This is a genomic window from Nonomuraea sp. NPDC048892 (assembly GCF_040649735.1).
GTDB lineage: Bacteria > Actinomycetota > Actinomycetes > Streptosporangiales > Streptosporangiaceae > Nonomuraea > Nonomuraea maheshkhaliensis.
This window is the reverse complement of the sequence record NZ_JBEZFZ010000005.1, coordinates 493,638-518,198: the sequence shown is the minus strand read 5'-3', so window position 1 is coordinate 518,198 and position 24,561 is coordinate 493,638. Positions and strand designations below refer to the sequence as shown.

Annotated in this window: 21 protein-coding genes; 9 read left to right on the top strand and 12 right to left on the bottom strand. The window is 70.1% G+C overall.

The features are described from left to right. Positions 1-538: 538 nt before the first annotated feature. From AB0C28_RS19725 to mtrA, 6 genes are all read right to left on the bottom strand, one after another. On the bottom strand, positions 539-1,237 hold the full coding sequence (locus AB0C28_RS19725; RefSeq protein ID WP_358076187.1) for a response regulator transcription factor: 699 nt from the start codon (positions 1,235-1,237) through the stop codon (positions 539-541). A 204-nt stretch (positions 1,238-1,441) separates the two neighbouring features. Next, complete coding sequence (gene raiA, locus AB0C28_RS19720; RefSeq protein ID WP_357847126.1) at positions 1,442-2,110, bottom strand: ribosome-associated translation inhibitor RaiA; 669 nt, start codon at positions 2,108-2,110, stop codon at positions 1,442-1,444. Between the two features lie 603 nt (positions 2,111-2,713). Next, positions 2,714-3,433, bottom strand: coding sequence for a phosphoribosyltransferase family protein (locus AB0C28_RS19715; protein WP_357847129.1), 720 nt, complete (start codon positions 3,431-3,433; stop codon positions 2,714-2,716). A 62-nt stretch (positions 3,434-3,495) separates the two neighbouring features. Beyond that, positions 3,496-5,229: an LpqB family beta-propeller domain-containing protein gene (locus AB0C28_RS19710; protein WP_357847133.1), complete on the bottom strand. Its 1,734-nt coding sequence runs from the start codon at positions 5,227-5,229 to the stop codon at positions 3,496-3,498. After that, a complete protein-coding gene (gene mtrB, locus AB0C28_RS19705; protein ID WP_357847136.1) occupies positions 5,216-6,994 on the bottom strand; it encodes an MtrAB system histidine kinase MtrB in 1,779 nt (592 codons plus the stop codon). Before mtrB ends, AB0C28_RS19710 begins: the two co-directional genes overlap by 14 nt. 18 nt (positions 6,995-7,012) lie before the next feature. Then, entirely contained in the window at positions 7,013-7,690 is a 678-nt protein-coding gene (mtrA, locus tag AB0C28_RS19700) for an MtrAB system response regulator MtrA (RefSeq protein WP_106236674.1), read from the bottom strand. A gap of 269 nt (positions 7,691-7,959) precedes the next feature. Between mtrA and AB0C28_RS19695 the strand changes: the two genes are divergently transcribed. The 5 genes from AB0C28_RS19695 (at position 7,960) to AB0C28_RS19675 (ending at position 13,725) form a co-directional block, all read left to right on the top strand. Next, the gene (locus AB0C28_RS19695; RefSeq protein WP_358076184.1) at positions 7,960-9,306 is read left to right on the top strand and encodes a glycerophosphoryl diester phosphodiesterase membrane domain-containing protein; all 1,347 of its coding nucleotides are present in this window, start codon (positions 7,960-7,962) and stop codon (positions 9,304-9,306) included. Next, entirely contained in the window at positions 9,303-10,052 is a 750-nt protein-coding gene (locus AB0C28_RS19690; RefSeq protein WP_357847144.1) for a DUF4129 domain-containing protein, read from the top strand. Before AB0C28_RS19695 ends, AB0C28_RS19690 begins: the two co-directional genes overlap by 4 nt. Continuing rightward, complete coding sequence (locus AB0C28_RS19685) at positions 10,049-11,296, top strand: DUF4350 domain-containing protein (protein WP_358076181.1); 1,248 nt, start codon at positions 10,049-10,051, stop codon at positions 11,294-11,296. Before AB0C28_RS19690 ends, AB0C28_RS19685 begins: the two co-directional genes overlap by 4 nt. Continuing rightward, entirely contained in the window at positions 11,286-12,266 is a 981-nt protein-coding gene (locus tag AB0C28_RS19680; RefSeq protein WP_357847150.1) for a MoxR family ATPase, read from the top strand. Before AB0C28_RS19685 ends, AB0C28_RS19680 begins: the two co-directional genes overlap by 11 nt. A gap of 88 nt (positions 12,267-12,354) precedes the next feature. Continuing rightward, a complete protein-coding gene (locus AB0C28_RS19675; protein WP_357847153.1) occupies positions 12,355-13,725 on the top strand; it encodes a DUF58 domain-containing protein in 1,371 nt (456 codons plus the stop codon). A gap of 7 nt (positions 13,726-13,732) precedes the next feature. Here AB0C28_RS19675 and AB0C28_RS19670 read toward each other — a convergent pair whose 3' ends face one another. Then, positions 13,733-14,728 carry a stage II sporulation protein M gene (locus AB0C28_RS19670; RefSeq protein WP_357847156.1) on the bottom strand — a complete coding sequence of 332 codons (996 nt, stop codon included), beginning with the start codon at positions 14,726-14,728 and terminating at the stop codon, positions 13,733-13,735. Between the two features lie 51 nt (positions 14,729-14,779). On the opposite strand from AB0C28_RS19670, the gene AB0C28_RS19665 reads away from it, so the two are divergent. Then, positions 14,780-15,766, top strand: coding sequence for an RDD family protein (locus tag AB0C28_RS19665; protein ID WP_358076178.1), 987 nt, complete (start codon positions 14,780-14,782; stop codon positions 15,764-15,766). Between the two features lie 30 nt (positions 15,767-15,796). On the opposite strand, the gene AB0C28_RS19660 is transcribed toward AB0C28_RS19665, so the two are convergent. Together AB0C28_RS19660 and AB0C28_RS19655 are read right to left on the bottom strand one after the other, a co-directional pair. After that, positions 15,797-17,197, bottom strand: a complete 1,401-nt coding sequence (locus tag AB0C28_RS19660) for a hypothetical protein (protein ID WP_357847162.1) — start codon at positions 17,195-17,197, stop codon at positions 15,797-15,799. A 94-nt stretch (positions 17,198-17,291) separates the two neighbouring features. Continuing rightward, a complete protein-coding gene (locus tag AB0C28_RS19655; RefSeq protein ID WP_358076175.1) occupies positions 17,292-18,725 on the bottom strand; it encodes a hypothetical protein in 1,434 nt (477 codons plus the stop codon). Positions 18,726-18,890: 165 nt separating this feature from the next. Between AB0C28_RS19655 and AB0C28_RS19650 the strand changes: the two genes are divergently transcribed. After that, a complete protein-coding gene (locus AB0C28_RS19650; protein WP_358076173.1) occupies positions 18,891-19,526 on the top strand; it encodes a DUF305 domain-containing protein in 636 nt (211 codons plus the stop codon). 154 nt (positions 19,527-19,680) lie between these two features. Beyond that, on the top strand, positions 19,681-20,106 hold the full coding sequence (locus tag AB0C28_RS19645; RefSeq protein ID WP_357847171.1) for a peptidase inhibitor family I36 protein: 426 nt from the start codon (positions 19,681-19,683) through the stop codon (positions 20,104-20,106). An 86-nt stretch (positions 20,107-20,192) separates the two neighbouring features. On the opposite strand, the gene AB0C28_RS19640 is transcribed toward AB0C28_RS19645, so the two are convergent. Together AB0C28_RS19640 and ahcY are read right to left on the bottom strand one after the other, a co-directional pair. Beyond that, the gene (locus AB0C28_RS19640) at positions 20,193-21,428 is read right to left on the bottom strand and encodes an adenosylhomocysteinase (RefSeq protein WP_358076170.1); all 1,236 of its coding nucleotides are present in this window, start codon (positions 21,426-21,428) and stop codon (positions 20,193-20,195) included. Positions 21,429-21,615: 187 nt separating this feature from the next. Then, positions 21,616-23,043, bottom strand: a complete 1,428-nt coding sequence (gene ahcY, locus AB0C28_RS19635) for an adenosylhomocysteinase (RefSeq protein WP_357847177.1) — start codon at positions 23,041-23,043, stop codon at positions 21,616-21,618. A gap of 115 nt (positions 23,044-23,158) precedes the next feature. Between ahcY and AB0C28_RS19630 the strand changes: the two genes are divergently transcribed. After that, the gene (locus AB0C28_RS19630) at positions 23,159-23,491 is read left to right on the top strand and encodes a MerR family DNA-binding transcriptional regulator (protein ID WP_106236653.1); all 333 of its coding nucleotides are present in this window, start codon (positions 23,159-23,161) and stop codon (positions 23,489-23,491) included. A gap of 88 nt (positions 23,492-23,579) precedes the next feature. Here the strand turns inward: AB0C28_RS19630 and AB0C28_RS19625 are convergent, their stop codons facing one another. Beyond that, complete coding sequence (locus AB0C28_RS19625; protein WP_357847180.1) at positions 23,580-24,518, bottom strand: cation diffusion facilitator family transporter; 939 nt, start codon at positions 24,516-24,518, stop codon at positions 23,580-23,582. Positions 24,519-24,561: the final 43 nt, after the last annotated feature.

Here is a 24,561-nt window from a genome sequence, read left to right as displayed (position 1 = left end):
CTGTGCGCGTCCGTCTCCGCCTGGACCGAGGACTGGTCGCCATCGCGAGCGCGGCGTCCCTCCAGGGCTGAGCGCGGTGGGCAACGCGGCGTATGGCGGGCGACACGAGGGTAGGGCCTGTTGGAGCCCCCTCACGGTCGGCGCCCAAGACGGTCAGCGCCGAAGCCTGGTCGCCTTCGGCTCGGCCGGCGTTGGGGCCAGGTCGCGTGTGGGCTCGTCGGCGTTGGAGCCCTGGAAGCCTGGTTGTGGCGCCTCGGCCGATGTCGGAGCCTGATCGCGGCCCGGGGTAGCCGACGTTGGGACCGCGTCGTGTGCGGGCCCGCCGACGTCACAGCCCAGGAGGCTTTGGTTGTGTCGCCTCAGCCGGCGTCGGAGCGTGATCGCGGTCGGCTCAGCCGACGTGGGGGCCTGATCGCGGCCGGGGCAGCCGGCGTTGGGGCGGGGGCGCCCTTGGCCAGGGTGGAAAGTGGTTCTGGCCGGATGGCGGTTGGATGCTTTTGTTGTGGCGGGCTGTGGCGCGATTTCCAGCCCGGCCAGGTCAGGTGATTTCGAGCATTCGTTCCCGTACCGCGTAAACCACGGCCTCCATCCTCGAATGCAGTTGCAGCTTGTCGAGGATGTTGCGGACGTGGTTCTTCACCGTGTTCTCCGAGATGAACAACCGCTTGGCGATCTCGCGGTTGTTCATCCCCTTGGCCACCAGGCGCAGCACCTCCATCTCCCGCTCGGTCAGCCGGGGGACGGGGAGTTGGGGCGGGCGCTCGGCCTCCTTGCGGCTCATGTTGGCGAACTCGCTGATGAGCTTGGCCGCCATCGCCGGGTTGATTAACGACTGTCCCTCGTGGACGCCCCGCACCGCGGCGGGTACGTCGTTGATCTGGACGTCCTTGAGCAGGTAGCCGGTGGCGCCCGCCTTGATGGCCTCGAAGAGGTCTTCTTCCTCGTCGCTGACCGTCAGCATGATGATGCGGGTGCTCGGGACCGAGGCCTTGATGCCCTTCGTCGCCTCGATCCCGTCCTGCCGGGGCATGCGGACATCCATGAGGGCGACGTCAGGCATGAGGCGATCGGCCAGTTCGACCGCCTCCTGCCCGTCGCTCGCCTCACCGACCACCTCGATGTCTGGCTCCGCGGCCAGCGCCAGCGCCAGGCTGCGCCTGATCAGCTCGTGATCGTCGACGATCAACACGCGGATCGGCTCGCCCGCCGGCGTACGGACCTCGCCGGACTCGGTCACCAGGCCTCCCTGATCCGCCTCGCGACCTCGGTCCGACTGGCGACGATCCGCCTCGCGCCTGCCTTTCCCTCGCTTCGCTCGCTCATCTGCGCCTGACTGAGCTCGCTCACGTCTCCTCCTCGTCGGGGGGCCAGAGCCGTTGAACCGCCATGATGGCACGTACCCGCGGTTCTCGGGTGGTCGAGAAGATCTTTTAGCGCGCGATCAGGGCTCTACGAGCCGCAACACGCCGTAGTTGTACCCGCGTCTGTTGTAGACGACGCACGGCTGGCCGCTCTCCTTGTCACGGAACAGATAGAAGTCGTGTCCGACCAGTTCCATCTCGAGGAGGGCCTGGTCGATGGTCATGGGCTCGGCCCGGTGGTACTTCTCCCGTACGATGAGCGGCCCGTCGCCGTCCATCTCGATGGGGACGATGTCGTCGTAGAGCTGGTCGCGCTTCTCCCGCAGTTCGTCGTCCTCGGCGTCGGGCTGCTTGGGGACGGTCGTCTGTTTGGCCTGGGCCAGGTCGGCGGTGTCGGGAAGGGTCGCGGTGATCTCCGCCACCGAGGGTGGGCAGTGGTTGCCGTGGTGAACCTTGCGCCGATCGGCCAGGCGCCTGAGGCGGCCTTCCAGCTTGTCGAGTGCGAGGTCGAGGGCTGCGAACCGGTCGTCGGCCGAGGCTTCGGCGCGAATGGCCGGTCCTCGCGAGTGAATGGTGAGCTCGACCCGCTCTCGCTGTCCGGCAAGGCGCGGGTTGCGTTCCTTCGACACCTCCACATCGACTCGGATGAGTTTGTTGTCCAGACGTTCGATCCTGGCCAGCTTGGTCGTCACGTGGTCTCGGAACCGGTCACTCACTCCTGTGTGCCGGCCCTTGACGATGATGTCCATGCAACAGCCCCCCTTCGGTCTAACGACTGAGCGAGAGCGCCCGACGACGTGCGTGCCGGACGAGGTTCTCTGTCTGCCTTCCTGTCACCGTTACCCTCTTCCGACTAGGCATCACCGGGAACTCGGAAGGCACCCGCCCGGCCGACCTGGTCTTCGACCCCACATTCGCCTGCTGAGGGTCTCGCAGCTCTGTTGCCACTACTGCCCTTCTCTTCTGGCGGGGGACATCTGGACCCCCGGGAAGGCAGGACTTACCCCTAAGCCGCACCGTGATCGGTCGACAAAGAGTCGCCTTACGTGGACCGTTTTGCCTGCGGCTGGCATCGGCTAGCAGAGCCGGGAACCCCGACCCTGCGCAACCACGGACCCGAACGGGTGCCATGTCAGAACGCTATCCGTATCCAGCACGAATGTCAGCCGGAGGATCGGACGACAGATCACTTAGCGTGAGATTCGGCGGGCCGGAGAGCACCTTCCGGCGCCCTGTTTAACCGATCGGCAACCCCTATCGGCACGGGCCTCCCATACGCTGAGCTGCTATACCACAGCACGGGAGGTAGCGACATCTCACCTTCCGGTTAGAGGCACGAATTGGATCTTTCTTTACCGACCGTCACCGTAATTGATTTGAGATCTTCGGCGTGTCGCTCCGACGGTCACCGCCAGCGGCACGCGCAGGCCCGACGACCGCAGTGCCCTCGCGGCCTCGGCGAGGGTGGCGCCGGTCGTGACAATGTCGTCCACGAGCAGCGCAAAGGCCCCTGGAGGGCCGCTCGCGGCCGGAACGACCTGGAGTGACCCGGCGAGGTTGGCGACCCTCTCAGGGCCGCTCAGGCCCGCCTGATCGGCCACCCGGCCGGTCTGCCGCAGCCCTCGCCACGCCTCGGTCGCCAGCCCGGCCTCCCGCAACCGCCCGGCGACGAGCCCGGCCAGCCTGCCCACGTGGTCGTGCCCCCTGCCCCTGCGGCTCCGCCGCGCGCTGGGCACCGGCACGACCACGAGCCCTCCATCCGCCCACCTCCCATCTGGTCGGTGCCATCCCTCGCGTACGGCCGCCAGGACCGTGTGGGTCAGCGCCTGCGCCAGGACTGCCGCCAGCACCACGGCGCCCCGCTCCTTGTACGCCACCACCAGCCGGCGCACCGCCCCCTCATAACGAGCCGCCGACCAGCAGTCGGGCAGCCCGGGCGGGACCGGGTCGGGCATCCGCCTGACGGGCACGGCGGTCAGAGCGTCGAAGCAGCGGGGGCAGCACGACGCCCCCTGGGCGCCGCAGCCGGCGCAGGAGGAGGGGAGGATGAGATCCAGTACGGCGCTGAGCACGCGGCCCAGCATGCCCGCCGCCACCGACAGTTCCGGCCTCAGGAACAGCGCAGGAGCAGAAATCAGCCGAGAGGGAACAGCGGTGCGCCCGCGTCGGAGTCGATCTTGGGGGTCCAGGTCTGCCGGTCCTGGCCGAGTTCGAGCAGCTTGGCCCCCTTGTCGGTCTCCGCCAGCACCCGGTCCCCCAGTGCCGCCACCGACCTGAGCCGCTCGGTCAGCGGCACCCCGGTGCTCTCCCCGTCGCCCACGTTGATCTCGGTGAGGATGTGCCCGGCCTGGCTCTGCACGAGGACGAGCAGGTGCTCCTCGTCCCCCCACGCCACGTCGATGATCTTGTCGGCCTCGTTCGTGGCGGTCAGCGCGCGCAGGTTGCCCAGCTTCATCTGCGGTCCCTCCCCGGTCAGCGCGCTGATCTGGACGGTGTTGCGCCCGGTCATCACCATGACGCGCACGCCGTCCCTGGCGATGCGCAGCCTGGTGACGTCGAGCCCGGCCAGGTTGGGCGCCTCGACCGGCTCGGCCCCGCGTCCGCTGGAGGGGTCGTACCGCAGCAGCACGGAGTTCTTCCTGTCATAGGTCCACAGGGAGCCGTCACGATGCCAGGTCGGCGCGGTGAAGTCGTCGCCCTTGCCGTGGATGACCTCCTGCCAGCGCCCCTGCGGCACCATCGCCGCCACCGAGATGCCGGTGGAGGTCCTGGCGGCGACGAGGGAGTTGCCGTTCTCCTCCTTGGAGACGGCGAAGTCGCTGTAGCCGTCGCGCTGCTCTCCCGCCGCGCCGGCCACGACGCCGCCCGGGCCGTCCTTGCTCAGGTAGTGGATCGCGCCCTTGGTCACGTAGTAGGCGGTCTTGCCGCTGTCGTCCAGCCAGCTCTCGTCGGTGTTGGGCAGGGCGGTGGTGTACGGCTCGCCGTTCGTCTGGATCTCGATCGTGCGGCCCTTGGCGACGTCGTTCGCGTTCAGGCTGTACTTGATCTGGGCCCTGAGCGCGTCTCTGGAGCTGAGGTCGAGCGGGCCCGACAGGTTGACCACGACGCGCTCGCCGCCCTCGCCCGACCTGATCGACTCGATCCTGGTGCCCTCGGGGAGGCTGGTGGTCACCGCGTCCTTCAGGGTCGCGGTCGGCGGCTTGAGCAGCCGTTCGAGCACGGTCTGCGCGAACGACTCGGTCGTCTTCAGCCGCAGCCGCACCCGGTCGACGACCAGCCGGTCCTGGAGGCTGCGGTTGAGGTAGTAGAGGGTGGTCGGACGGTACGCGCGCCGCACGTCGGCCCTGGTGAGCACGAGCCCCTGCGGCAGGCTCTTGACCAGGTAACCGCCCTGGGGCGCCTTGACCAGATCGAACGGCTGCTCCCACGACCCGCCGGTGGGCGTGTAGGTGTCGTCCTCGTCGATGCGGGCGACGTACTTGCCCTTGAGCACGACCTTGAGCACCGGGTCGGTGGCCTCGCGCGGCGGCGGCGGGACGACGTCGATCGCGTCCTCGACCACCGTCACGGGCCCGCCGGCGCTCCACTTGGCGCGCGCCTCGGGGGTGAGGTAGCTGAGCAGGATCGACGGGTCGTCCGCGTAGGCGGCCATGGCGGCCTGGAGGCCGCGCATGGTCTCGTCGATGCCCCAGTTGGGCTGCGGCTTGATGGCGATCATGCGGTGGAACGGCTTGCTGAGCGGATCGCCCGCGCCCTGGTCGTTGACGGTGTACGGGCCGCTCACGGGGATCACGGTGCAGCCGGAGCCCGCCCAGGCCACCGTGACCGCGAGCGCGACCGCCGTGCCGAGCCGCCTAATCCTCGTCATATCCGGCCCTGTCGTATCCAGCGCCATCGAACGCGGCACCGTCTCCCGAGGCGGGCAGCAGCACGGGCGTCATGGCGGTGCGCCAGGTGCGGCGCATCTCGATCTCGGGCGGCACCAGCGACAGCGGCGAGCCCTTCAGGTCGGATCCGGCGACCCTGGGCAGGGTCAGCCTGAACTGGGAGCCCTCGCCGGGCTGCCCCCATGCCTGCAGCCAGCCGCCGTGCAGGGTGGCGTCCTCGCGGGAGATCGCGAGGCCGAGCCCGGTGCCGCCGATGGTCCTGGCCCGCGACGGGTCGGCCCGCCAGAACCGGTCGAACACCATCGTGTCCTCGCCGGCCTTGAGCCCGATGCCGTGGTCGCGTACGGCGACGGCCACCGCGTCCCTGTCGGCCCCCACGGTGACCACGACGTCCCTGCCCTCGCCGTGCTCGATGGCGTTGAACAGCAGGTTGCGCAGGATCCGCTCGACCCGCCGGTTGTCGATCTCGGCCATGCACGGCTCGTTGGGCAGCCGCAGCTCGAAGCGGGTGGTGTGGCGTTCGGCCAGCGCCTCGGAGTCGCCGATCGCCCGCAGCACCACGTCGCGGACGTCCACGGAGTCGAGGTCGAGCGTGGCCGCGCCCGCGTCGTAGCGGCTGATCTCCAGCAGGTCGGTCAGCATGGACTCGAACCGCTCCAGCTGCGCCTGCATGAGCTCGGCCGAGCGGGATGCCATGGGGTCGAAGTCCTCGCGGGCGTCGTAGAGCAGGTCGGCGGCCATGCGGACGGTCGTGAGCGGCGTGCGCAGCTCGTGCGAGACGTCGGAGACGAACTGCCGCTGGACCTGCGACAGCTCCTCAAGCTGGTGGATCTTGAGCGCCAGGTTGGCGGCCATTTCGTTGAACGAGTTCGCCAGCCGGGCCAGGTCGTCCTCGCCGCGTACTTTGAGTCGTTCGTCGAGTTTGCCGGCGGCCAGCCGCTCGGCGGCCTCGCGCGCCAGCCGCACGGGGCTGACGACCTGGCGGGCGACGAGATAGGCGATGGCGGCCAGCAGCAGCACGAGCCCCAGGCCGACCACGACGATGGCGAGCCTGACGTTGGTCAGCAGCTCTTCTTCCTCGTTGAACGGGAAGAAGTGGTAGACCTCGTAGTTCTCGCCGGTCGGGAGCACGTGGACGATGCCGCCGACCACGAACCGCAGCTGCGGCTGGCTCTCGCCCGCGAGCCTGATCGACTGGATGAACCCGACGGTCTTGTCGTACTTGTACTCGCGGATGTTGCGCTGCAGGCTGAGCCGGAGCCCCACCGGCACGTTGGCGGGCTCGACGCTGTTGGACGCCCGCGACTTGCCGGGGTTGGTCAGGTTGAGCACCAGCACCTCGTAGCGCTTCTCCGAGGCGTCGTCGCGGGAGCCGGTGATGGTGTCCATGACGTCGTCGAGCGGGTCGGCCGCCCCCTTCTCGCCGCCGTCGGCCGCCTTGGCCGGATCGTCGGTCTCGGGGGCCAGCGCGTCGGCGATGCGCAGCCGGTCGGCGGTCGCCTCGCCGGAGGAGGACTGCTGGCTGCTCTGCACGACCGAGTTGTTGATCTGCTGGAACAGGAACGTCCCGAGCACCACGACCACGATCACCGAGATCACGAGCGTGCTGGTGACCACCTGGAGGTGCAGCGAGCGCCGCCAGATGCTGCGCGTCCTGCCCGCCGCACGGCGAACCCGCCGGCGAACGCCTCCGAGAATCTGACGGAGTGTGCGTCGGCGAGTTCTCTTCTTCCTGGTCGGGGGCATGGCAGGGCGCTACGAGGGTTAGGCGGGGCCGGCTTTGTAGCCGACGCCGCGTACCGTCACCACGATCTCGGGGTGCTCGGGGTCCTTCTCGATCTTGGCCCTGAGCCGCTGCACGTGCACGTTGACCAGCCGCGTGTCGGCCGCGTGGCGGTAGCCCCACACCTGTTCGAGCAGGACCTCGCGGGTGAACACCTGGCGCGGCTTGCGGGCCAGCGCCACCAGCAGGTCGAACTCCAGGGGCGTGAGGTTGATGGTCTCCTCGCCGCGCTTGACCGAGTGGCCGGCCACGTCGATGGTGATGTCGCCGATCTGCAGGATCTCCGGCGTCGGCTCATCAGTGCGGCGCAGCCGCGCCCGCACCCTGGCCACCAGCTCCTTCGGCTTGAACGGCTTGACGATGTAGTCGTCGGCGCCCGACTCCAGACCGAGCACGATGTCGATCGTGTCGCTCTTGGCCGTGAGCATGACGATGGGAACCCCCGACTCCGCCCTGATCCTCCGCGCGACGTCGATGCCGTCGGCCCCCGGCAGCATCAAATCGAGCAGCACCAGGTCCGGGCGTGTATCCCGGAACGCGTCGAGGGCCTTGTCGCCGTCGGACACAAATGACGGCTCGAAGCCTTCCCCTCGCAGCACGATCCCCAGCATCTCGGCGAGAGCGGCGTCGTCGTCGACGACCAGCACGCGACCTTTCATGGCCCCTCATTCGTTCTACGCATTGTGGGACATACCCGCACGATCGCTGAAGGTTACCCTTGGTCGGCCCATGAGTGTGACCTGAGCCGTGCAAAAGGCGAATTTTAGGTCCGCCCCCGCGACCGCAATCTCAGTCTGCGGTAACACAGCGACTTTCGGCCATCCCCGGACGCGAACCTTGCCCGGATTCGTCGGTGAATGCCGTCAAGATGACATCGCGAATCCTTCCCGCGACACCAATGCCCCGCCCAGCGTGCCAGGATTGGGATATGTCAGACGGTCACGGTCCCACGCCCGAGACGCCATCAGGCTGGTCGGCCGAACAGCCCCCGCCCTACAGCGCCCCGCCGGCCTCGCCGTGGACCGCGCCCGGCGCTCAGCCGCAGCAGCAGGTGCCCTACGGGCAGCCGTACGGGGACACGCCGCAGCAACAGCGGCCCGACGCGCTCGGACCCCAGACACCGTATCCGCCGCATCCGCCCCAACCGAACCAATCGAACCAGCCGAACCAGCCGAACTATCCGAACCAGCCGCACCAGCAGCCCCCGCAGGGCTGGGGCCCGCATCCGGCCCCCGGCTACGGCCCCCATGCGCCGGCCCTGCGCCCGGGGATCATCCCGCTGCGCCCGCTCGGCCTCGGCGACATCCTCGACGGCACGATCAAGCTGATCCGGTCCAATCCCAAGGCCGTGCTCGGGCTGTCGGCCGTGGCCGCCCTGCTCGCCGCCGTGCCGCTGGCCATCGGCCAGGTGTTCGTGCTCAACTCCATGAGCGGCATACTGTCCGACCCCGGCAGCGTGAGCACCGCCGAGAGCGAGCTCACCACCATCTACGGCGTCGCCGGGCAATACATCGGCTCGATCATCTCGTACGCCATCCAGTTCGTCGTGGTGACGCTGCTGACCGGCGTGCTGACCCGCATACTCGGCCGGGCCGTCTTCGGCGGCAACATCACCGCCGGCGAGGCGTGGCGGCTGGTCAAGGGCCGGGTGCCCGCGTTGTTCGGCGTGGTGGGCCTGATGGCCGTCATCATGCTGGTGCCGCTGATCGTCTTCGTCGGGCTCATCGTGGCGCTCGCGGCCAACGCCTCCAGCTCGGACGCCGGCTGGATCGCCCTGGTGTCGATCCTGTTCGTCATCGTCTACCTCGCCTACTACCTGTACTTCAGGACCCGCTTCGCCCTCGCCTCCCCCGCCGTGGTGCTGGAGGGCAGGGGGCCGCTCGACGCCATGCGCCGCTCGTGGCACCTGGTCAGCGGCGACTTCTGGCGGTGCTTCGGCATCCTGCTGCTCACGTCCCTGCTCGTGGGCCTGGTGGCGAGCATCCTGACGGTGCCGTTCACGCTGGCCGGCACCATGTTCGGCATGTTCGGCGCGGGCTCGGCGGCCACGACCGTGGTCTCCGCGGTGCTGATCACGATCGGCGCCACGCTCGGGTCGATGTTCACCTACCCGTTCGAGGCCGGCGTCTCCGGCCTGCTGTACGCCGACCGGCGCATGCGCAGTGAGGCGTTCGACCTCGTGCTGCAGACGGCCGCCATCGAGCAGCAGCGCCAGGGCTGGGTGCACGCCTCGGCCGACGAGCTCTGGCACCCGTCCAACTCCGCCGGGTCGTGAACCCGGTCGACAGGGGGGAGGCCGCGGGCAGGGCCGCGCGGGAGCTCCTCGATCCCGGCTACGAGCACGAATCGCTGTTCGACCTGATCCACCGGCGGGTGACGCAGTTCCTCGGTGACCTCGTCGACGCGGTCGGCGGGGGCGGCTCGGCGGGCGGGATCATCGCCGCGGCGCTGATCGTGGCGATCCTGCTCGGGGTGATGACGCTGATCACCTGGCGGCTGCGCAGGACCGCCCGGCAGCGGGCGCCCGGCACGAGCGGGCTGTTCGGCGGCCGGACGATGAACGCGGCCGACCACCGGCGGGCGGCCGAGCGGCTGGCCGCCGAGGGCGCCTGGACGGAGGCGGTCCAGGAGCGGCTCAGGGCCATCGCCCGCGACCTGGAGGAGCGGGCGATCGTGGACGGCATGCCGGGGCGCACGGCCCACGAACTCGCCAACGAGGCGGCGTGGTCGCTGCCCGGCTTCGCCGGGGAACTGGCGGCGGCCGCCCGGTCGTTCGACGACGTGACGTATGGCGGGGTCTTGGGGACGCGGGAGGCGTACGAGCGGATGGCGAGCCTCGACGACCGCCTGCGCCAGGCCCGCCCGGCCCCGCTCGCAACAGCGGGCGCCCAGCTCGGACACGCCACGGGCGAAAGCCTCGCGGGCGGGTCCGGCGGAGGCTCCACGGGCGAAAGCCCCGCAAGCGGACCCGGCGGGGGCTCCACGCCCGCGGCCGGTGGGACGGGGGGCGGGGCGGGATGAGCATCTTCGCGCGTCCTGCCGACGCCGGAGCACCGCCTCCGGCCGGCCCCGCGACCGCGCCGACGCCGCCGGCCCCGCCGCCAGGGGCGGACGGGCGGGGCTCCTCCTCGACCTCCCCCACCGCCCGCTCCGTCTGGCGCTCCGGCCGCCTGATCGTGCTGCTGGGCGTGCTGGTCGTGCTCATCGCCGTGATCGGTGTCCTGCTCAGCCCCAGCCGCGGCGAGTCCCGTCCGCTCGACCCCGGCGACACCTCTCTGGCCGGCTCCAGGGCCCTGGCCGAGATCCTGCGCGACCGGGGCGTCCCCATCGAGCGGGTCGACTCGATGGAGGCGGCGGAGGAGAAGGCCGCCGCCGGTGACAAGCTGCTGGTCGTCACCGACATCACGTACTTCGACGAGGAGCGCCTGGCCAGGATCCCGGGTGACCGCCTCGTCGTCGGCCCGCTGCCGTACCTGGAGGTGCTGGCTCCGGGGGTGCGGGTCGAGCCGGGCGACAACCGCGCCCGTTCCCGCGAGCCCGAATGCACGCTGCCGGCCGCCGCGGCGGCCGGCAGCGTGCACATCGGCGGGCTCGCGATGAACGGCCCCACCGGCACGATCGGCTGCTTCCCTGTCGAGGACGGGCATCTCCTCGTCCGCTTCCAGCGCGACGCCGGCTTCACCACGGTGGTCGCCGACGGGAGCTTCATGAGCAACCAGCGCCTGGCCGAGGACGGCAACGCGGCGCTGGCGATCAACCTGTTCCAGACGGGCAAGAGCGTCCTGTGGCTGGTACGCCCGGCCACCCCGCCCGCCGTGGACCTGCCCGGCGAGGGCGGCAAGTCGATGGAAGACCTGATGCCGGAGAGCATCCGCTGGGCCGTCTACATGGCGATCATCGCCGTGGCCGTCGCCGCGTTCTGGCGGGGCAGGCGGCTCGGGCCCGTGGTGACGGAGAAGCTGCCCGTCGTCGTCAGGGCGGCCGAGACCGTCGAGGGCCGCGGCCGGCTCTACCGGGCCAGGCGGGCCAGGGGCCGGGCGGCCGCGTCGCTGCGGGCGGGCACGATCGACCGGCTCGCGCCCAGGCTCGGGCTCGGGTCGAACGCCGGGCAGCACGAGGTCGTCGCGGCCATCGCCGCCCGTACCGGACAGGACGCCCACCAGGTCGGCGCCGCGCTCTACGGCCCGCCCCCGCCCGACGACGCGGGGCTCGTCGCGCTGGCCGGATATCTCGACCTCATCGAAAGGCAGTTGAGTGAACTCTGAGGATGCATACCGGGTGACGGCCTCGGGCGACTCGGCCAGAGAGGCGCTGGGCGCGCTGCGGGCCGAGGTGTCCAAGGCCGTGGTCGGCCAGGACGCGGTGGTGACGGGGCTGGTCATCGGGCTGCTGTGCGGAGGGCACGTGCTGCTCGAAGGCGTGCCTGGCGTGGCCAAGACGCTGATGGTGCGGACGCTGGCGGCGGCGCTGTCCCTGGACTTCAAGCGGGTGCAGTTCACGCCCGACCTGATGCCGGGCGACGTGACGGGGTCGCTGATCTACGACACGCGCACGGCGGAGTTCGAGTTCCGCGAGGGGCCGGTGTTCACGAACCTGCTGCTCGCCGACGAGATCAACCGCACCCCGCCGAAGACGCAGGCGGCGCTCCTGGAGGCGATGGAGGAGCGGCAGGTCAGCGTGGAGGGCACGGCCAGGCTCCTGCCGAACCCGTTCATGGTGTGCGCGACGCAGAACCCGGTCGAGTACGAGGGCACCTACCAGCTGCCCGAGGCCCAGCTCGACCGTTTCCTGGTCAAGCTGACGGTGCCGCTGCCGCCGCGCGAGCAGGAGATCTCGGTGCTGGAGCGGCACGCGCTCGGCTTCGACCCGCGCGACCTGTCGGAGGTCAAGGCCGTGGCCACGGCCGCCGACCTGGCGGCGGGGCGGGAGGCGGTCGCGCAGGTGCGGGTGGCGCCCGAGGTGCTCGGCTACGTCGTGGACGTGGCCCGCGCGACCAGGAGCTCCCCTTCGCTGCAGCTCGGCGTCTCGCCGCGCGGCGCCACGGCGCTGCTGGCCGCGGCGCGGGCGTGGGCGTGGCTGTCCGGGCGGCCGTACGTGACGCCCGACGACGTGAAGGCGCTGGCCAGGCCGGCGCTGCGGCACCGGGTGCAGTTGCGGCCCGAGGCCGAGCTGGAGGGGGCGACCGCCGACGGCCTGCTCGACGGCATCCTCGCCTCGGTCCCGGTCCCGCGCTGATGCCTGGGGACGAGCCGAATGGACTGGTGCCGCTGATGCCCGCGAACGAGCTGACCGAGCGGGCGGGCCGACAGGGCGGGTGGGGCCGATGGCGCTGACCGGACGTACCGGGCTGATCGCGCTGGCCGGGATCGTCGTGGTGCTGTTCGCGCCGCGTCCCGGCGCCGCGCTGGCCGGGGTGTGCCTGCTGCTGGCCTCGGGGATCGTGGTCGATCTGGCGTTCGCCGGCGCCGTGCGCCCGCTGCGGCTGCACCGCTCAGGCGAGACCCTGGTCAGGCTGGGCGGGCAGGCGACGGTGGAGCTGGTGGTCGAGAACCCGGGCAAGCGGCGCGTACGCGGCCTGCTCAGGGACGCCTGGCCGCCGTCGGCGGGCGCCACGCCACGCGAGGCCGAGCTGGACGTGCTGAGCGGCGAGCGCCGCAGGATCGTCGTGACGCTCACCCCGACCAGGCGCGGCGACCGCTCGTCCGTGGCCGTGACCGTGCGCTCCGTCGGGCCGCTGGGCCTGGCCGCGCGCCAGGGCAGCCACCGGGCCCCGTGGACGGTACGGGTGCTGCCGCCGTTCCTGTCGCGCAAGCACCTGCCGTCCAGGCTGGCCAGGCTGCGCGAGCTCGACGGGCAACATCCGGCGCTGGTGCGCGGGCAGGGCACCGAGTTCGACTCGCTGCGCGAGTACGTCGTGGGCGACGACGTGCGCTCGATCGACTGGCGGGCCACCGCGCGCCGCCACGACGTCGTCGTGCGCACCTGGCGCCCCGAACGCGACCGCCGCGTGCTGATCGTGCTCGACACCGGCCGCACCTCGGCGGGCCGGGTGGGCGACGCGCCCGTCCCCATGGCGGGGACGGAGGCGAACACCGGCCTGCTAGCACCCCCCGATTCCCGGCCCGCGCCCGGCTGGCCACGCCTGGACTGGTCGATGGACGCGGCGCTGCTGCTGGCCGCGCTGGCGGCCAGGGCCGGCGACCAGGTCGACTTCCTCGCCTACGACCGCGCCGTGCGCGCCTGGCTGAGCGGCGCGTCACGCACCGAGCTGCTGTCGATGCTGGTCAACGCGATGGCGCCGATCGAGGCGGAGCTGATCGAGGCCGACGCGCAGGGCATGGTGGCGGCCATCCTGTCGCGGGCCAAGCGGCGCTGCCTGGTCGTGCTGCTCACCGACCTCAACTCGGCGGCCATGGACGAGGGGCTCATGCCGGTGCTGGCGCAGCTGTCCTCGCGGCACCTGGTGCTGGTGGCCGGCGTGTCCGATCCGCGGGTGGCGGCCATGGCGGGCCGCAGGGGGTCGGTCGAGGAGGTGTACGACGCGGCGGCGGCCGAGCAGGCGCAGCTCGGGCGCAGGCGGATCACGGCCAGGCTGCGGCGGCACGGCGTGGAGGTCGTGGACGCGCCGCCGGAGGAGATCGCGCCGGCGCTGGCGGACGCCTACCTGGCGCTCAAGGCGGCCGGCCGCCTCTGACCCGGCCCTATCCGGCTGATGGGGCGACGTCGGGGGCGCGTTCGATGTCGCCGGTCTCGTTCTGCCGCAGCGCTCGCCGCCCGAAGACGATCACGTACGTGAGGAAGACCGCCTCGGCGAGCACCCCGATGCCCACGCGCGCCCACGTGGGCAGCCCCGACGGGGTCACGAACGCCTCGATCAGCCCCGACACGAACAGCACCACGACCAGCCCCAGCGCCACGCTCATCACCGCCCGGCCGTTCTCCGCCAGCGCCTCGACGCGCCTGCGGGGGCCTGGGTCGATGACCGTCCAGCCGAGACGCAGGCCCACAGCGGCGGCCAGGAAGACGGCGGTCAGCTCCAGGAGCCCGTGCGGCAGGATCAGGCCGAAGAAGATGTCGAGCTTGTCCCTGGAGGCCATCAGCCCGCCGGAGACGGCGACGTTCGCGGCGTTGGAGTAGAGCGCGAACGGGATCGGCAGCCCGAGCACCACCGAGTACATGATCATCTGGGCCGAGACCCAGGTGTTGTTGATCCAGACGCGGTTGGCGAAGGAGGCGGCCGGGTGCTCGGAGTAGTAGTCGGCGAAGTCCTCGTTGACCAGCTGGGTGATCTCGTCGGGGCTGGCGATCGTCGCCTGGACGTCGGGGTTGGCCGCCACCCACGCGCCCATCGCGAACGCGACCGCGAGGAAGGCCAGCGCGCTGGCCAGCCACCACCACCGCGCCCGGTAGGCCACCACGGGGAACGACACCGTGAAGAAGCGCGCCAGCTCCCGCCAGGCCGGGGTGTGGGCCCCGGTGACCGCGGACCTGGCCCTGGCCACCAGCGCGGACAGCCGGCCGACCACCATCGGGTCCTGCTCGGCGGAGCGGACGATGGACAGATGCGTGGACACCCGCTGGTAGAGCTCGACCAGTTCGTCCACCTCGTCGCCGGTCAGCGAGGACCGGTTCTTGACCAGGTGGTCGAGCCGATCCCACACGGGGCGGTGTGCTGTGACGAACGCATCGATGTCCACCCGAACATTCTGGCCGCTCAATCACGGGGGCAGAGCCGTTAGGCTCCACATATGTCAGAGGTTGTGACCGGCGACGCGGTCGTCGTCGAGGTGCGGGTGGCCCAGATGCCCTCCCGCGCGCTGGCGATCATCATCGATCTGGCCACGCAGTTCGTCATCCTGGTCGCGATCAACGCGATCTTAGGTGCGTTCGCGGGGGTCACCGACTTCGCCATGTACGCCGCCGTCATGATCCTGCTGACGGTGCTGGTCCTGGTCGGCTATCCGGTGATCTTCGAGACCCTGTCCAGGGGGCGCAGCCTCGGCAAGCTGGCGCTCGGGCTGCGGGTGGTCGGCGACGACGGCAGTCCCGTGCGCTTCCGTCAGGCGTTGTTCCGCGGGCTGGCCGGGATGCTGGAGTTCTGGCTGCTGGCCGGAGCGCCCGCGCTGATCGCGTCGCTGGTCTCGCAGCGGGGCAAGCGGCTCGGCGACGTGTTCGCCGGCACCATCGTGATCTCCGACCGGGCGCCGCGCGAGTCGGGCCAGCTCATCGCGATGCCGCCGGAGCTGGCCCACTGGGCGACCTCGCTGGAGCTCTCCCAGTTGCCGGACGACGCCGCGCAGGCCGCCAGACAGTACCTGGCGCGATGGCACCAGCTGTCGCCGCAGGTCCAGCACGAGATGGGGGTGCGGATCGCGACCCAGGTGGCGGCGTTCGTCTCGCCGTCCGCGCCCGCCGGGGTGCCGCCGCACGCGTACCTGAGCGCCGTGCTCGCCGAGCGGCGGCGCAGGGAGCAGGTGCGCTTCGCCCAGCGGATGGGCACCGCCCCACCGCCCCAGAGCCCTCCTCCAGGGCCGTACGCGCCTTCCGGGCCGTACGGGCCAGGGCCGTATGCGCCGCCCTCCGGGCCGTACGCGCGGCCCTCCGGGCCGTACGGGCCTCAGGCGCCTTCGCCGCAGGGGCCGCCTGCCGGGTATCCCCCGCCGCAGCCGGCGTCGCCCGCACCCGCACCGGAGCCGCCGAGGGCGACTCCGGGCGGGTTCGCACCGCCTCAGTGAGCGCGGTCAGAGGGCGGACGAGCGGTCACCTCACCAGCCGCCGTGCCCACCACCGTGGCCACCGCCGGGGAACGACTCCTGCGTCTGGACGTTCAACCTGTCGGTACGAACGTGCCTGGCGCCGTCGGTGAGCCGGTCGTCGATCTTGATGACGTCGAGCCCCTCGTTGAAGTCGGCGCCGTAGATGTAACCGTTGTAGTAGTAGGCGGACCAGATGCCGCCGCCGCTGCCGTCCGAGCGGGGACCGCGCTCGAAGTAGCCGATCTCCCTCGGCCGCGAGGCGTCGGTGAAGTCCCAGATCGACAGCCCGCCCATGTACCAGGCCTGAACCATGATGTCGCGGCCCTTGACCGGGATCAGGGAGCCGTTGTGCGCGACGCAGTTCTCGCTGTCGGCCTGGTAGCGCGGGATCTTGAAGTAGCTCTTGAACACGAGCTTGCCGCGGACGATCTCGTAGATCGCGTCCGCGCCGCGGTTCGGCCCCGTCGCCTCGTTGCAGGTGGCCGCTCCGCCGCCGCCGAGCTCGTCGGTGAAGACGACCTTCCTGGCGTCGTTCGTGAACGTGGCCGAGTGCCAGAACGCGAAGTTCGGGTCCGTGGTCCTGGCCGTGACCCTCGGGTTCAGCCGGTCGCGGATGTCGAACAGCACGCCGTCACCCATGCACGCGCCCGCCGCGATGTCCTTCTCGGCGTAGACGGTGATGTCGTGGCAGCCGGTGGTCGGAATCAGCAGGCCCGGCTGGGTCTCGTTGCCGCCGTCGGGGAAGACGATCGGGGTGGAGGCAACCGCGGCCGCGGTCGGGTTCCGCAGCGGCACCTTGATGATCGAGATCTTGTCGTGCGGCGGCTGGCAGTCGGGGAAGTCCGCCTGCGGCAGGTACGACGAGACGTAGAGGTAGACGTTCTTGTTCTTGTCGCGGCCCTTGCCCGGCACCAGGGTCAGGGTGTGGGAGCCGCAGTTGGTCTCGACGGACTTGATGTAGCGCGGGTTCGCCTTGTCGGAGACGTCGAAGATACGGACGCCCTCCCACGATTCCTTGATCGTGGCGCTCTGCCCGGTGCTGCTGCACGAGTCGTTGTTGCGCGAGGAGTCGACGGCGGTGAACAGCAGGTTGCCGTAGACGCTGACGTCCATCTGGGAGCCGGGGCAGACGACCGAGCTGACGGCCCTGGCCCGCTTGGGGTTCCTGATGTCGTAGATCGAGAAGCCGCCGTAGTTGCCGACGTAGGCGTAGTCGCCCTGGAAGGCGATGTCGGTGTTGATGGTGGCGGCGATCGGGGCCGGCTTGGGGATGTTCAGCACGTGGGTCACGTTCGGGCTGGTGACCACGGCGTCGGGGGGCGGGATGTCGGCGGCCGACGCGGGCATGCCCGCCAGCGCTAACGCTGTGGCCGCCGCCGCCACGACGATCGAGCGGCGAAATGGGAACACTCGGGAGCCTCCTTGATTGCATTACTCGGGAACTGTGGCGGGAAAAGCCTGAGCGGCGAGGGCTCCTTCCGGGCGCCCCCGCCGCTGGGGTCTGTCAGTGGTGGCCGCCGCCGTGACCGTCACCGTGGCCGTCACCGTGGCCGTGGCCTCGTTCGGGGTACGACTCCTGCGTCTGCGCGTTCAGCGAGCGCATCTTGACGCCGTTGGCCTTGTTCGTACGCCAGTCGTTGAGCTTCAGCACATCGAGGCCGAGGTTGAAGTCGGAGCCGTAGATGTAGCCGTTGTAGTAGTAGGCGGACCAGAAGCCGCCGCTGAGCGCCGGCGCGGTGTTGTCGGGGCCGCGCTCGAAGTAGGCGATCTCCTGCGGGTGCGCGGAGTCGGTGAAGTCGACCACCGAGATGCCGCCCTGGTACCACGCCTGCACCATGATGTCGCGGCCCTTGACCGGGATCAGCGAGCCGTTGTGGGCCACGCAGTTCTCGGTGTCGGCCTGGTGCCGCGGGATCTTGAAGTAGCCCTTGAACACGAACTGCCCGTTGACCAGGTCGTAGTAGGCGTTCGCGCCCTTGACGGACCCGATGGCCTCGTTGCAGGTGGCCCTGGTGCCGCCGCCGAGCTCGTCGGTGAAGATGACCTTCGTGCCTTCGTTGTTGAACGTCGCCGAGTGCCAGAAGGCGAAGTTCGTCTCGTCCCGGACGGTGGCGGTGACCCTGGGCTGCTCGGGGTTGCGGATGTCGAGCAGCACGCCCTCACCCATGCAGGCGCCCGCGGCGATGCCCTTCTCCGGGTAGGCCGTGATGTCGTGGCAGCCTGTGGTGGCCGACTTGCCGTCGGGGTACTGGCCCGGCACGCCGGGGAAGCCGCCGTCGGGGAAGAGGTTCGGCGTGGCGATGACCGAGGCCGCCGCCGGGTTGCGCAGCGGGACCTTCACGATGGTGATGAGGTCGTGCGGCGGCTGGCAGTCCGGGTACGTGGCGCTCGGGCTGTAGGAGGAGATGTAGATGTAGACGTTCTGCCGCCTGCGGTCGGGCACGAGCGTGTGCGTGTGCGAGCCGCAGTTCGTCTCGACCGCCTTGACGTACGTCGGGTTGGCCTTGTTCGAGACGTCGAAGATGCGGATGCCCTCCCACGATTCCTTGATCGTGGCGCTCTGCCCGGTGCTGCTGCACGAGTCGTTGTTGCGCGAGGAGTCGACGGACCCGAACAGCAGGTTGCCGTACACCGACACGTCCATCTGGCCGCCGGGGCAGACCACCGAGCTGACCAGGGACGTTCGCTTGGGGTTCCTGATGTCGTAGATCGAGAAGCCGTAGTAGTTGCCCACGTAGGCGTAGTCGCCCTGGAAGGCCATGTCCGTGTGGATGTCGGCCAGAGCCTCGGGTTTGGGCACATTGGTGACGTGCTTGATGTTCGGGCTCATGACGATCTCGCCGGGAGCCGGGATGTCCGCAGCCTGCGCCGGCGCGATGACGCCGGACATCGCGACGAGCGCCGCGAGCAGGATGAGAGCCCTGCGGGGGGTGAACACGCGGGAACCTCCGATAAAGGGAGCATAAATCTAGGCAATCCTCACCTTTCTTCGCTTCCGTGACCAGCGTCCAACGTGTCAATTTTTGTCACGGTTCGCCCTCTTTTCTTCGGCGGGCTTATCACCTAGAGTGCGCATTCTGAACCGAGTCAGTCAGGAGGTTGGGTGCGCGCTGCGCTCATCGTGTTCGCGAGCCTGCTCGTCGTCCTCACCGGCTGCACCTCCAGTACGGCGCCCCAGGCTCCACGGGCCGGCTCGACCGCCCCCGTGATCGCGCCGGGCCGTCCGGGCGAGCAGGCCAGAACGCTCTCCCCGAGCGAGGCCGCCACCGCCGTACCCTCCGAGACGCCCAACGCGGCGGACATCACGTACGTCCAGGACATGATCGTGCACCACCGGCAGGCCATGGACATGGCCCTGCTGGCCCCCAGCCGCGCCGAGTCCGCGAAGCTCAAGAGCCTGGCCGACCGCATCAAGGCTGCACAGGGCCCGGAGATCCAGTTCATGACCTCGTGGCTGCGGGAGCAGGAGCAGAAGGTGCCCGAGCATCACGCGGCGCACGAGGGCATGCCGGGAATGGCCACGCCGGAGCAGATGGAGGCGCTCAAGGCGGCCACGGGCAAGGACTTCGACCAGATGTTCCTGCAGCTCATGATCAACCACCACCTCGGGGCGATCAAGATGTCCGAGCAGGTGCTGGGCGGCGGGAAGCACATCCGGATCGAGGAACTGGCGAGCGACGTCAGCGTCACCCAGGCGGCGGAGATCCGCCGCATGCAGGAGCTGCAGCGGGCGCCGTGAAGCCCGGAGCCTACAACGTTTCCGCAGGTCATGGCGGTGGGTCGTCCGTCACCTGAGAGCCACGGCAATACATCACTCTGAGTAGTTATCTCGTCGCTGTTCGTGTACGAGAGTGTGGGGCGTCAGCATCGAACCGCCCTCCCGAGGAGGCATCTTGCCGTCCCTGAGCACCGCACTCGCCCGCGCCCTGACCGTCACCGCCGCCACCGTGGCCCTCGCCGGCGTCACCGCCCTGCCCGCCGCGCCGCCCGCCGCCGCCGCGCCGCTGCCGCCGGGCGTGATCCAGCTCGGCGACGGCGAGCCGTGCCCGCCCGGCACGCTGTGCCTCTACCGCGACTACGGCTTCTCCGGCCCGGCGTACGGGATCGGCGCCGGCTACGCCATCGACCTGCGCTGGCTGCCCATGCCCGGGCACGGCGGCCCCACCGCCGCCGACAACGTCTCGTCCTGGGTGAACCGCACGGCAGGCGTCGCTGTGCTGATCGACGAGCAGAGCGGCCGCACCCGCCCGCTGTTCCCCGGCCAGCACCTGGAGGAGCCGGTCCTGCTGAACGACACCGTCGACCGGGTCGTCTGGTAGGGCCGGGCGCGGCGTCCGCGGCAGCCCCCTGCCACGGACGCCGGCGTCAACGGCAGGCCGGCTCGGGAGAGGGCCGGCGCCCGCGTTCACGAGCCGACGCGCCACGAATGCAGGTAGTCCTCCTGCTCAGGGTTGAGCACGTCGATGCCGATGCCGGCCGCGGACAGCTTGAGCCTGGCCACCTCATGGTCGATCTCCTCCGGCACGTCGTACACCCCCGGCGCGAGCCCGGCCCGCTCACCGGCCAGCCAGGCCACGGCCAGGGCATGGGCGGAGAACGACATGTCCATGACGGCCGCCGGATGCCCCTCGGCGGCGGTGAGGTTGACCAGGCGGCCCTCGGCCAGCAGCAGGAGGCGGCGGCCGTCGGGCATGACGTATTCGTCGGTGTTGGGGCGCACGCCCCGGTGCACCTCGGAGGCCAGCTCGTCCAGCGCCCGCACGTCGATCTCCACGTCGAAGTGCCCCGCGTTGGCCAGGATCGCGCCGTCCTTCATCGCGGCCAGGTGCTCGGCCCTGATCACGTCGCGGTTGCCCGTCACGGTGACGAACAGGTCGCCGATCAGCGCGGCCTGCGCCATCGGCCGCACTTCGTAGCCTTGCAGGGTGGCGTCGAGCGCCTTGACCGCGTCGATCTCGGTCACGATCACCCGGGCGCCGAAGCCCTTCGCCCGCTCGGCCACCCCCCGCCCGCAGAAGCCGAACCCGGCCACCACCACGGTCCGGCCCGCCAGCATGGTGTTGGTGGCCCGCATGATGCCGTCGAGCGTGGACTGGCCGGTGCCGTAGCGGTTGTCGAACATGCGCTTGGTGCGGGTGTCGTTGACGGCCACCACGGGGAAGCGCAGCGCGTCCTCGGCGGCCATCTGCCGCAGCCGGATGATCCCGGTCGTGGTCTCCTCGCAGCCGCCGCTCACGCCTTCGAGCAGGTCGGTGCGCTCGGTGTGCAGGATGTTGACCAGGTCGCACCCGTCGTCGAGCACGAGGTCGGGCGCGAGGTCGAGCGCCTGGTGGATGTGCCGGTAGTAGGCCGCCCGATCCACCCCGGCCCGCGCGTGCACCGCGATCCCGTAGCTCCGCAACGCCTCGGCGACGTCGTCCTGCGTGGACAGCGGGTTGGACGCGGCCAGCGCGATCTGCGCGCCTCCCGCCTTCAGTGCCCCCATCAGCACGGCCGTCTCCGCGGTCACGTGCAGGCACGCGGCTATCCTCAGCCCGTCCAGCGGGCGTTCGAGGGAGAACCGCTCACCGATCGCGGTCAACACCGGCATCGACCGGGCAGCCCAGGAGATCTGCCGCTCACCGCTCGCACTGAGATCCATGGCCAGCCCCCACCGAAGAACACGGCCAAGATTACGCGTCGTCACGGCGCCCGGCCCGTGAGCCTTCACGACCGGCCATGACGGACGGAGGTGGCGTCGGCGCGTGCGGGTAACCTGGCCCGCCGTAAAAGATGAAAAAACGGATAGCTCCGAGAGAGGATCTCCCGGAGCTATCTCTGAGGAAGATCTAGTACCGGTAGTGGTCGGACTTGTAGGGGCCCTCGATGTGGACGCCGATGTAGGAGGCCTGCTCCTTGGTCAGCTCGGTGAGCTTGACGCCCAGGGCGTCGAGGTGCAGGCGGGCCACCTTCTCGTCCAGGTGCTTGGGCAGCGTGTAGACGCCGAGCGGGTATTCGGCCGTCTTCGTGAACAGCTCGATCTGGGCGATCACCTGGTTGGTGAACGAGTTGGACATGACGAAGCTGGGGTGGCCGGTCGCGCAGCCCAGGTTCATCAGGCGGCCCTCGGCCAGCACGATGATCGAGTGGCCGTCGGCGAAGACCCACTCGTCGACCTGCGGCTTGATCGTGTTCCTGACGATGCCGGGCAGCTTGGCCAGGCCGGCCATGTCGATCTCGTTGTCGAAGTGGCCGATGTTGGAGACGATCGCCTGGTGCTTCATCTGCGCCATGTGCGCGGCGGTGATGATGTTGAAGTTGCCGGTGGCGGTGACGAAGATGTCGGCGATGCCGACGACCTCCTCCAGCGTGGTCACCTGGAAGCCGTCCATGGCCGCCTGGAGCGCGCAGATCGGGTCGATCTCGGTGACGATGACGCGGGCGCCCTGGCCGCGCAGCGCGTCGGCGCAGCCCTTGCCGACGTCGCCGTAACCGCAGACCACGGCCACCTTGCCGCCGATCAGCACGTCGGTGGCGCGGTTGAGGCCGTCGATGACGGAGTGGCGGCAGCCGTACTTGTTGTCGAACTTCGACTTGGTGACCGAGTCGTTGACGTTGATCGCCGGGAAGAGGAGCTGGCCGTTCTTGTGCATCTCGTAGAGACGGTGCACGCCGGTCGTGGTCTCCTCGGTGACGCCCTTGATGCTCTCGGCGATCCTGGTCCACCGCTTGTCGGCGCCGACCGTGCGGGTGAGCAGGTCGATGATGACGTGCCACTCCTCCGGGTCGTCGGCGGTCGCGGGCGGCACGGCGCCGGCCTTCTCGTACTCGGCGCCCTTGTGCACCAGCAGCGTGGCGTCGCCGCCGTCGTCGAGGATCATGTTGGGGGCGTCGCCGTCAGGCCAGGTCAGCGCCTGCTCGGTGCACCACCAGTACTCCTCCAGCGTCTCGCCCTTCCAGGCGAAGACGGGCACGCCCTTCGGGTCGTCGGCGGTGCCGTCGGGGCCGACGACGACGGCGGCGGCGGCGTGGTCCTGGGTGGAGAAGATGTTGCAGCTCACCCAGCGCACCTCGGCGCCGAGCGCCACCAGCGTCTCGATGAGGACGGCGGTCTGGATGGTCATGTGCAGGGAGCCCATGATCTTCGCGCCGCGGAGGGGCTGGGAGGCCGCGTATTCCTTGCGGACCGCCATAAGGCCGGGCATCTCGTGCTCGGCGAGCCGGATCTCCTTGCGGCCGAAGTCGGCAAGTGAAAGGTCGGCGACCTTGAAGTCCATCGGGTTTCCCCTCGCGTCACTGATGCTAGTCACTGATGTTGTCGCCGACGAGTTTAGGCGGCCCTCGTACGCGGTCGCACCCCAGGCGGCCGGAATCTGACGTAAGAATGTAAGAATGCGCATCACGGAAGCGGCCAAGCGACTCGGCATGTCCCCCCGAATGCTCCGATACCGGGAGGCTCTCGGCCTGTTGCCGCCGGTGCGGGAGCAAGGGGCCCATCGCCGGTTCGGGCCGGACGAGCTGTCCGCCGTGGCCCAGGGAGTGGAGCTGGAGAAGCGGTTCGACGTCTCGCCGGCCGAGCTGGCGTTCGCGCTGCGGGTGCTGAGCGACCCGGCGGTGGCGGCGGCCGTACGCGACCTGGGGGTGCGCATCGGGCGCATCCAGGTGCCGCGCAGGGCACTGGACTTCGAGAAGGAGAAGGCCCTGCGCCTGCTCCGCCACCGCTGAGCAGGCCGCGAGGCGGGGTGCGGACCCGCCAGGAGCCTCGGCCCGATCAGGCCGAGGCTCTTCAGATGGGCTCAGGCTTCGGATGAGGTCAGGCGGAGGTGGAGGCGTTGCTGGAGCTCTGACGGTCGAGGTCGGGCTCCAGGTAGATCACGCGGGCGATCGGCACGGCGTCCCTGATGCGGCGCTCCGCCTCGTCGATGCCGTGGGCGACCTCCGCCGCCGTGTCGTTGTGCTCGACCGCGATCTTCGCCGCCACCAGCAGCTCTTCGGGCCCCAGATGCAGCGTGCGCATGTGGATGACCCGCGCCACCTCGGGCGCACCCTCCAGGGCGGCGCGGATGCGGGTCTCCATCTCCGGCGCGGCACCCTCGCCGACGAGCAGCGACTTCATCTCGACGGCCAGCACGATCGCGATCACGGCCAGCAGCACGCCGATCATCAGGGTGCCGACGCCGTCCCAGCGCCCGTCGCCGGTGACGACCGCCATCGTCACGCCGAACAGGGCGAAGACCAGGCCGAGCAGCGCGCCCAGGTCTTCGAGCACGATGACGGGCAGTTCGGGCGACTTGGAGCGGCGGATGAAGGCGACCCAGGACTGCTTGCCGCGCACGGCGTTCGATTCCTTGATCGCCGTACGGAACGAGAACGCCTCGGCGATGATCGCGAAGATCAGCACGCCGAACGCCCAGAGCGGCGCGTCCACCGGGTGCGGATCGGAGAGCTTGTGCACGCCCTCGTAAATCGAGAACGCGGCGCCGATCGTGAACAGCACGACGGCCACCACGAAGGCGTAGAAGTAACGCTCGCGCCCGTATCCGAACGGATGCTCCTTGGTGCTGGCCCTGGCCGCTCTCTTACCGCCGACCAGCAGCAACACCTGGTTGCCCGAGTCGGCGACCGAGTGGATGCCCTCCGCCAGCATCGAGGAGGATCCGGTGAAGAACGCGGCCACGAACTTGGCCACGGCGATGGCCAAGTTCGCGGACAATGCCGCAATGATCGCTTTGGTTCCGCCGCTCGCGCTCACCGATCTGCTCCACTCATAAAGATCAACTACAAAGGCCTGATAG

Coding starts and splice junctions, on each gene's coding strand:
- AB0C28_RS19695 (WP_358076184.1), top strand. CDS start 7,960: ATGTCAGACGGTCACGGTCCCACGCCCGAGACGCCATCAGGCTGGTCG.
- AB0C28_RS19630 (WP_106236653.1), top strand. CDS start 23,159: ATGCGCATCACGGAAGCGGCCAAGCGACTCGGCATGTCCCCCCGAATG.
- AB0C28_RS19675 (WP_357847153.1), top strand. CDS start 12,355: ATGGCGCTGACCGGACGTACCGGGCTGATCGCGCTGGCCGGGATCGTC.
- mtrB (WP_357847136.1), bottom strand. CDS start 6,994: ATGCCCCCGACCAGGAAGAAGAGAACTCGCCGACGCACACTCCGTCAG.
- raiA (WP_357847126.1), bottom strand. CDS start 2,110: ATGGACATCATCGTCAAGGGCCGGCACACAGGAGTGAGTGACCGGTTC.
- AB0C28_RS19685 (WP_358076181.1), top strand. CDS start 10,049: ATGAGCATCTTCGCGCGTCCTGCCGACGCCGGAGCACCGCCTCCGGCC.
- AB0C28_RS19640 (WP_358076170.1), bottom strand. CDS start 21,428: ATGGATCTCAGTGCGAGCGGTGAGCGGCAGATCTCCTGGGCTGCCCGG.
- AB0C28_RS19665 (WP_358076178.1), top strand. CDS start 14,780: ATGTCAGAGGTTGTGACCGGCGACGCGGTCGTCGTCGAGGTGCGGGTG.
- AB0C28_RS19710 (WP_357847133.1), bottom strand. CDS start 5,229: ATGACGAGGATTAGGCGGCTCGGCACGGCGGTCGCGCTCGCGGTCACG.
- ahcY (WP_357847177.1), bottom strand. CDS start 23,043: ATGGACTTCAAGGTCGCCGACCTTTCACTTGCCGACTTCGGCCGCAAG.
- mtrA (WP_106236674.1), bottom strand. CDS start 7,690: ATGAAAGGTCGCGTGCTGGTCGTCGACGACGACGCCGCTCTCGCCGAG.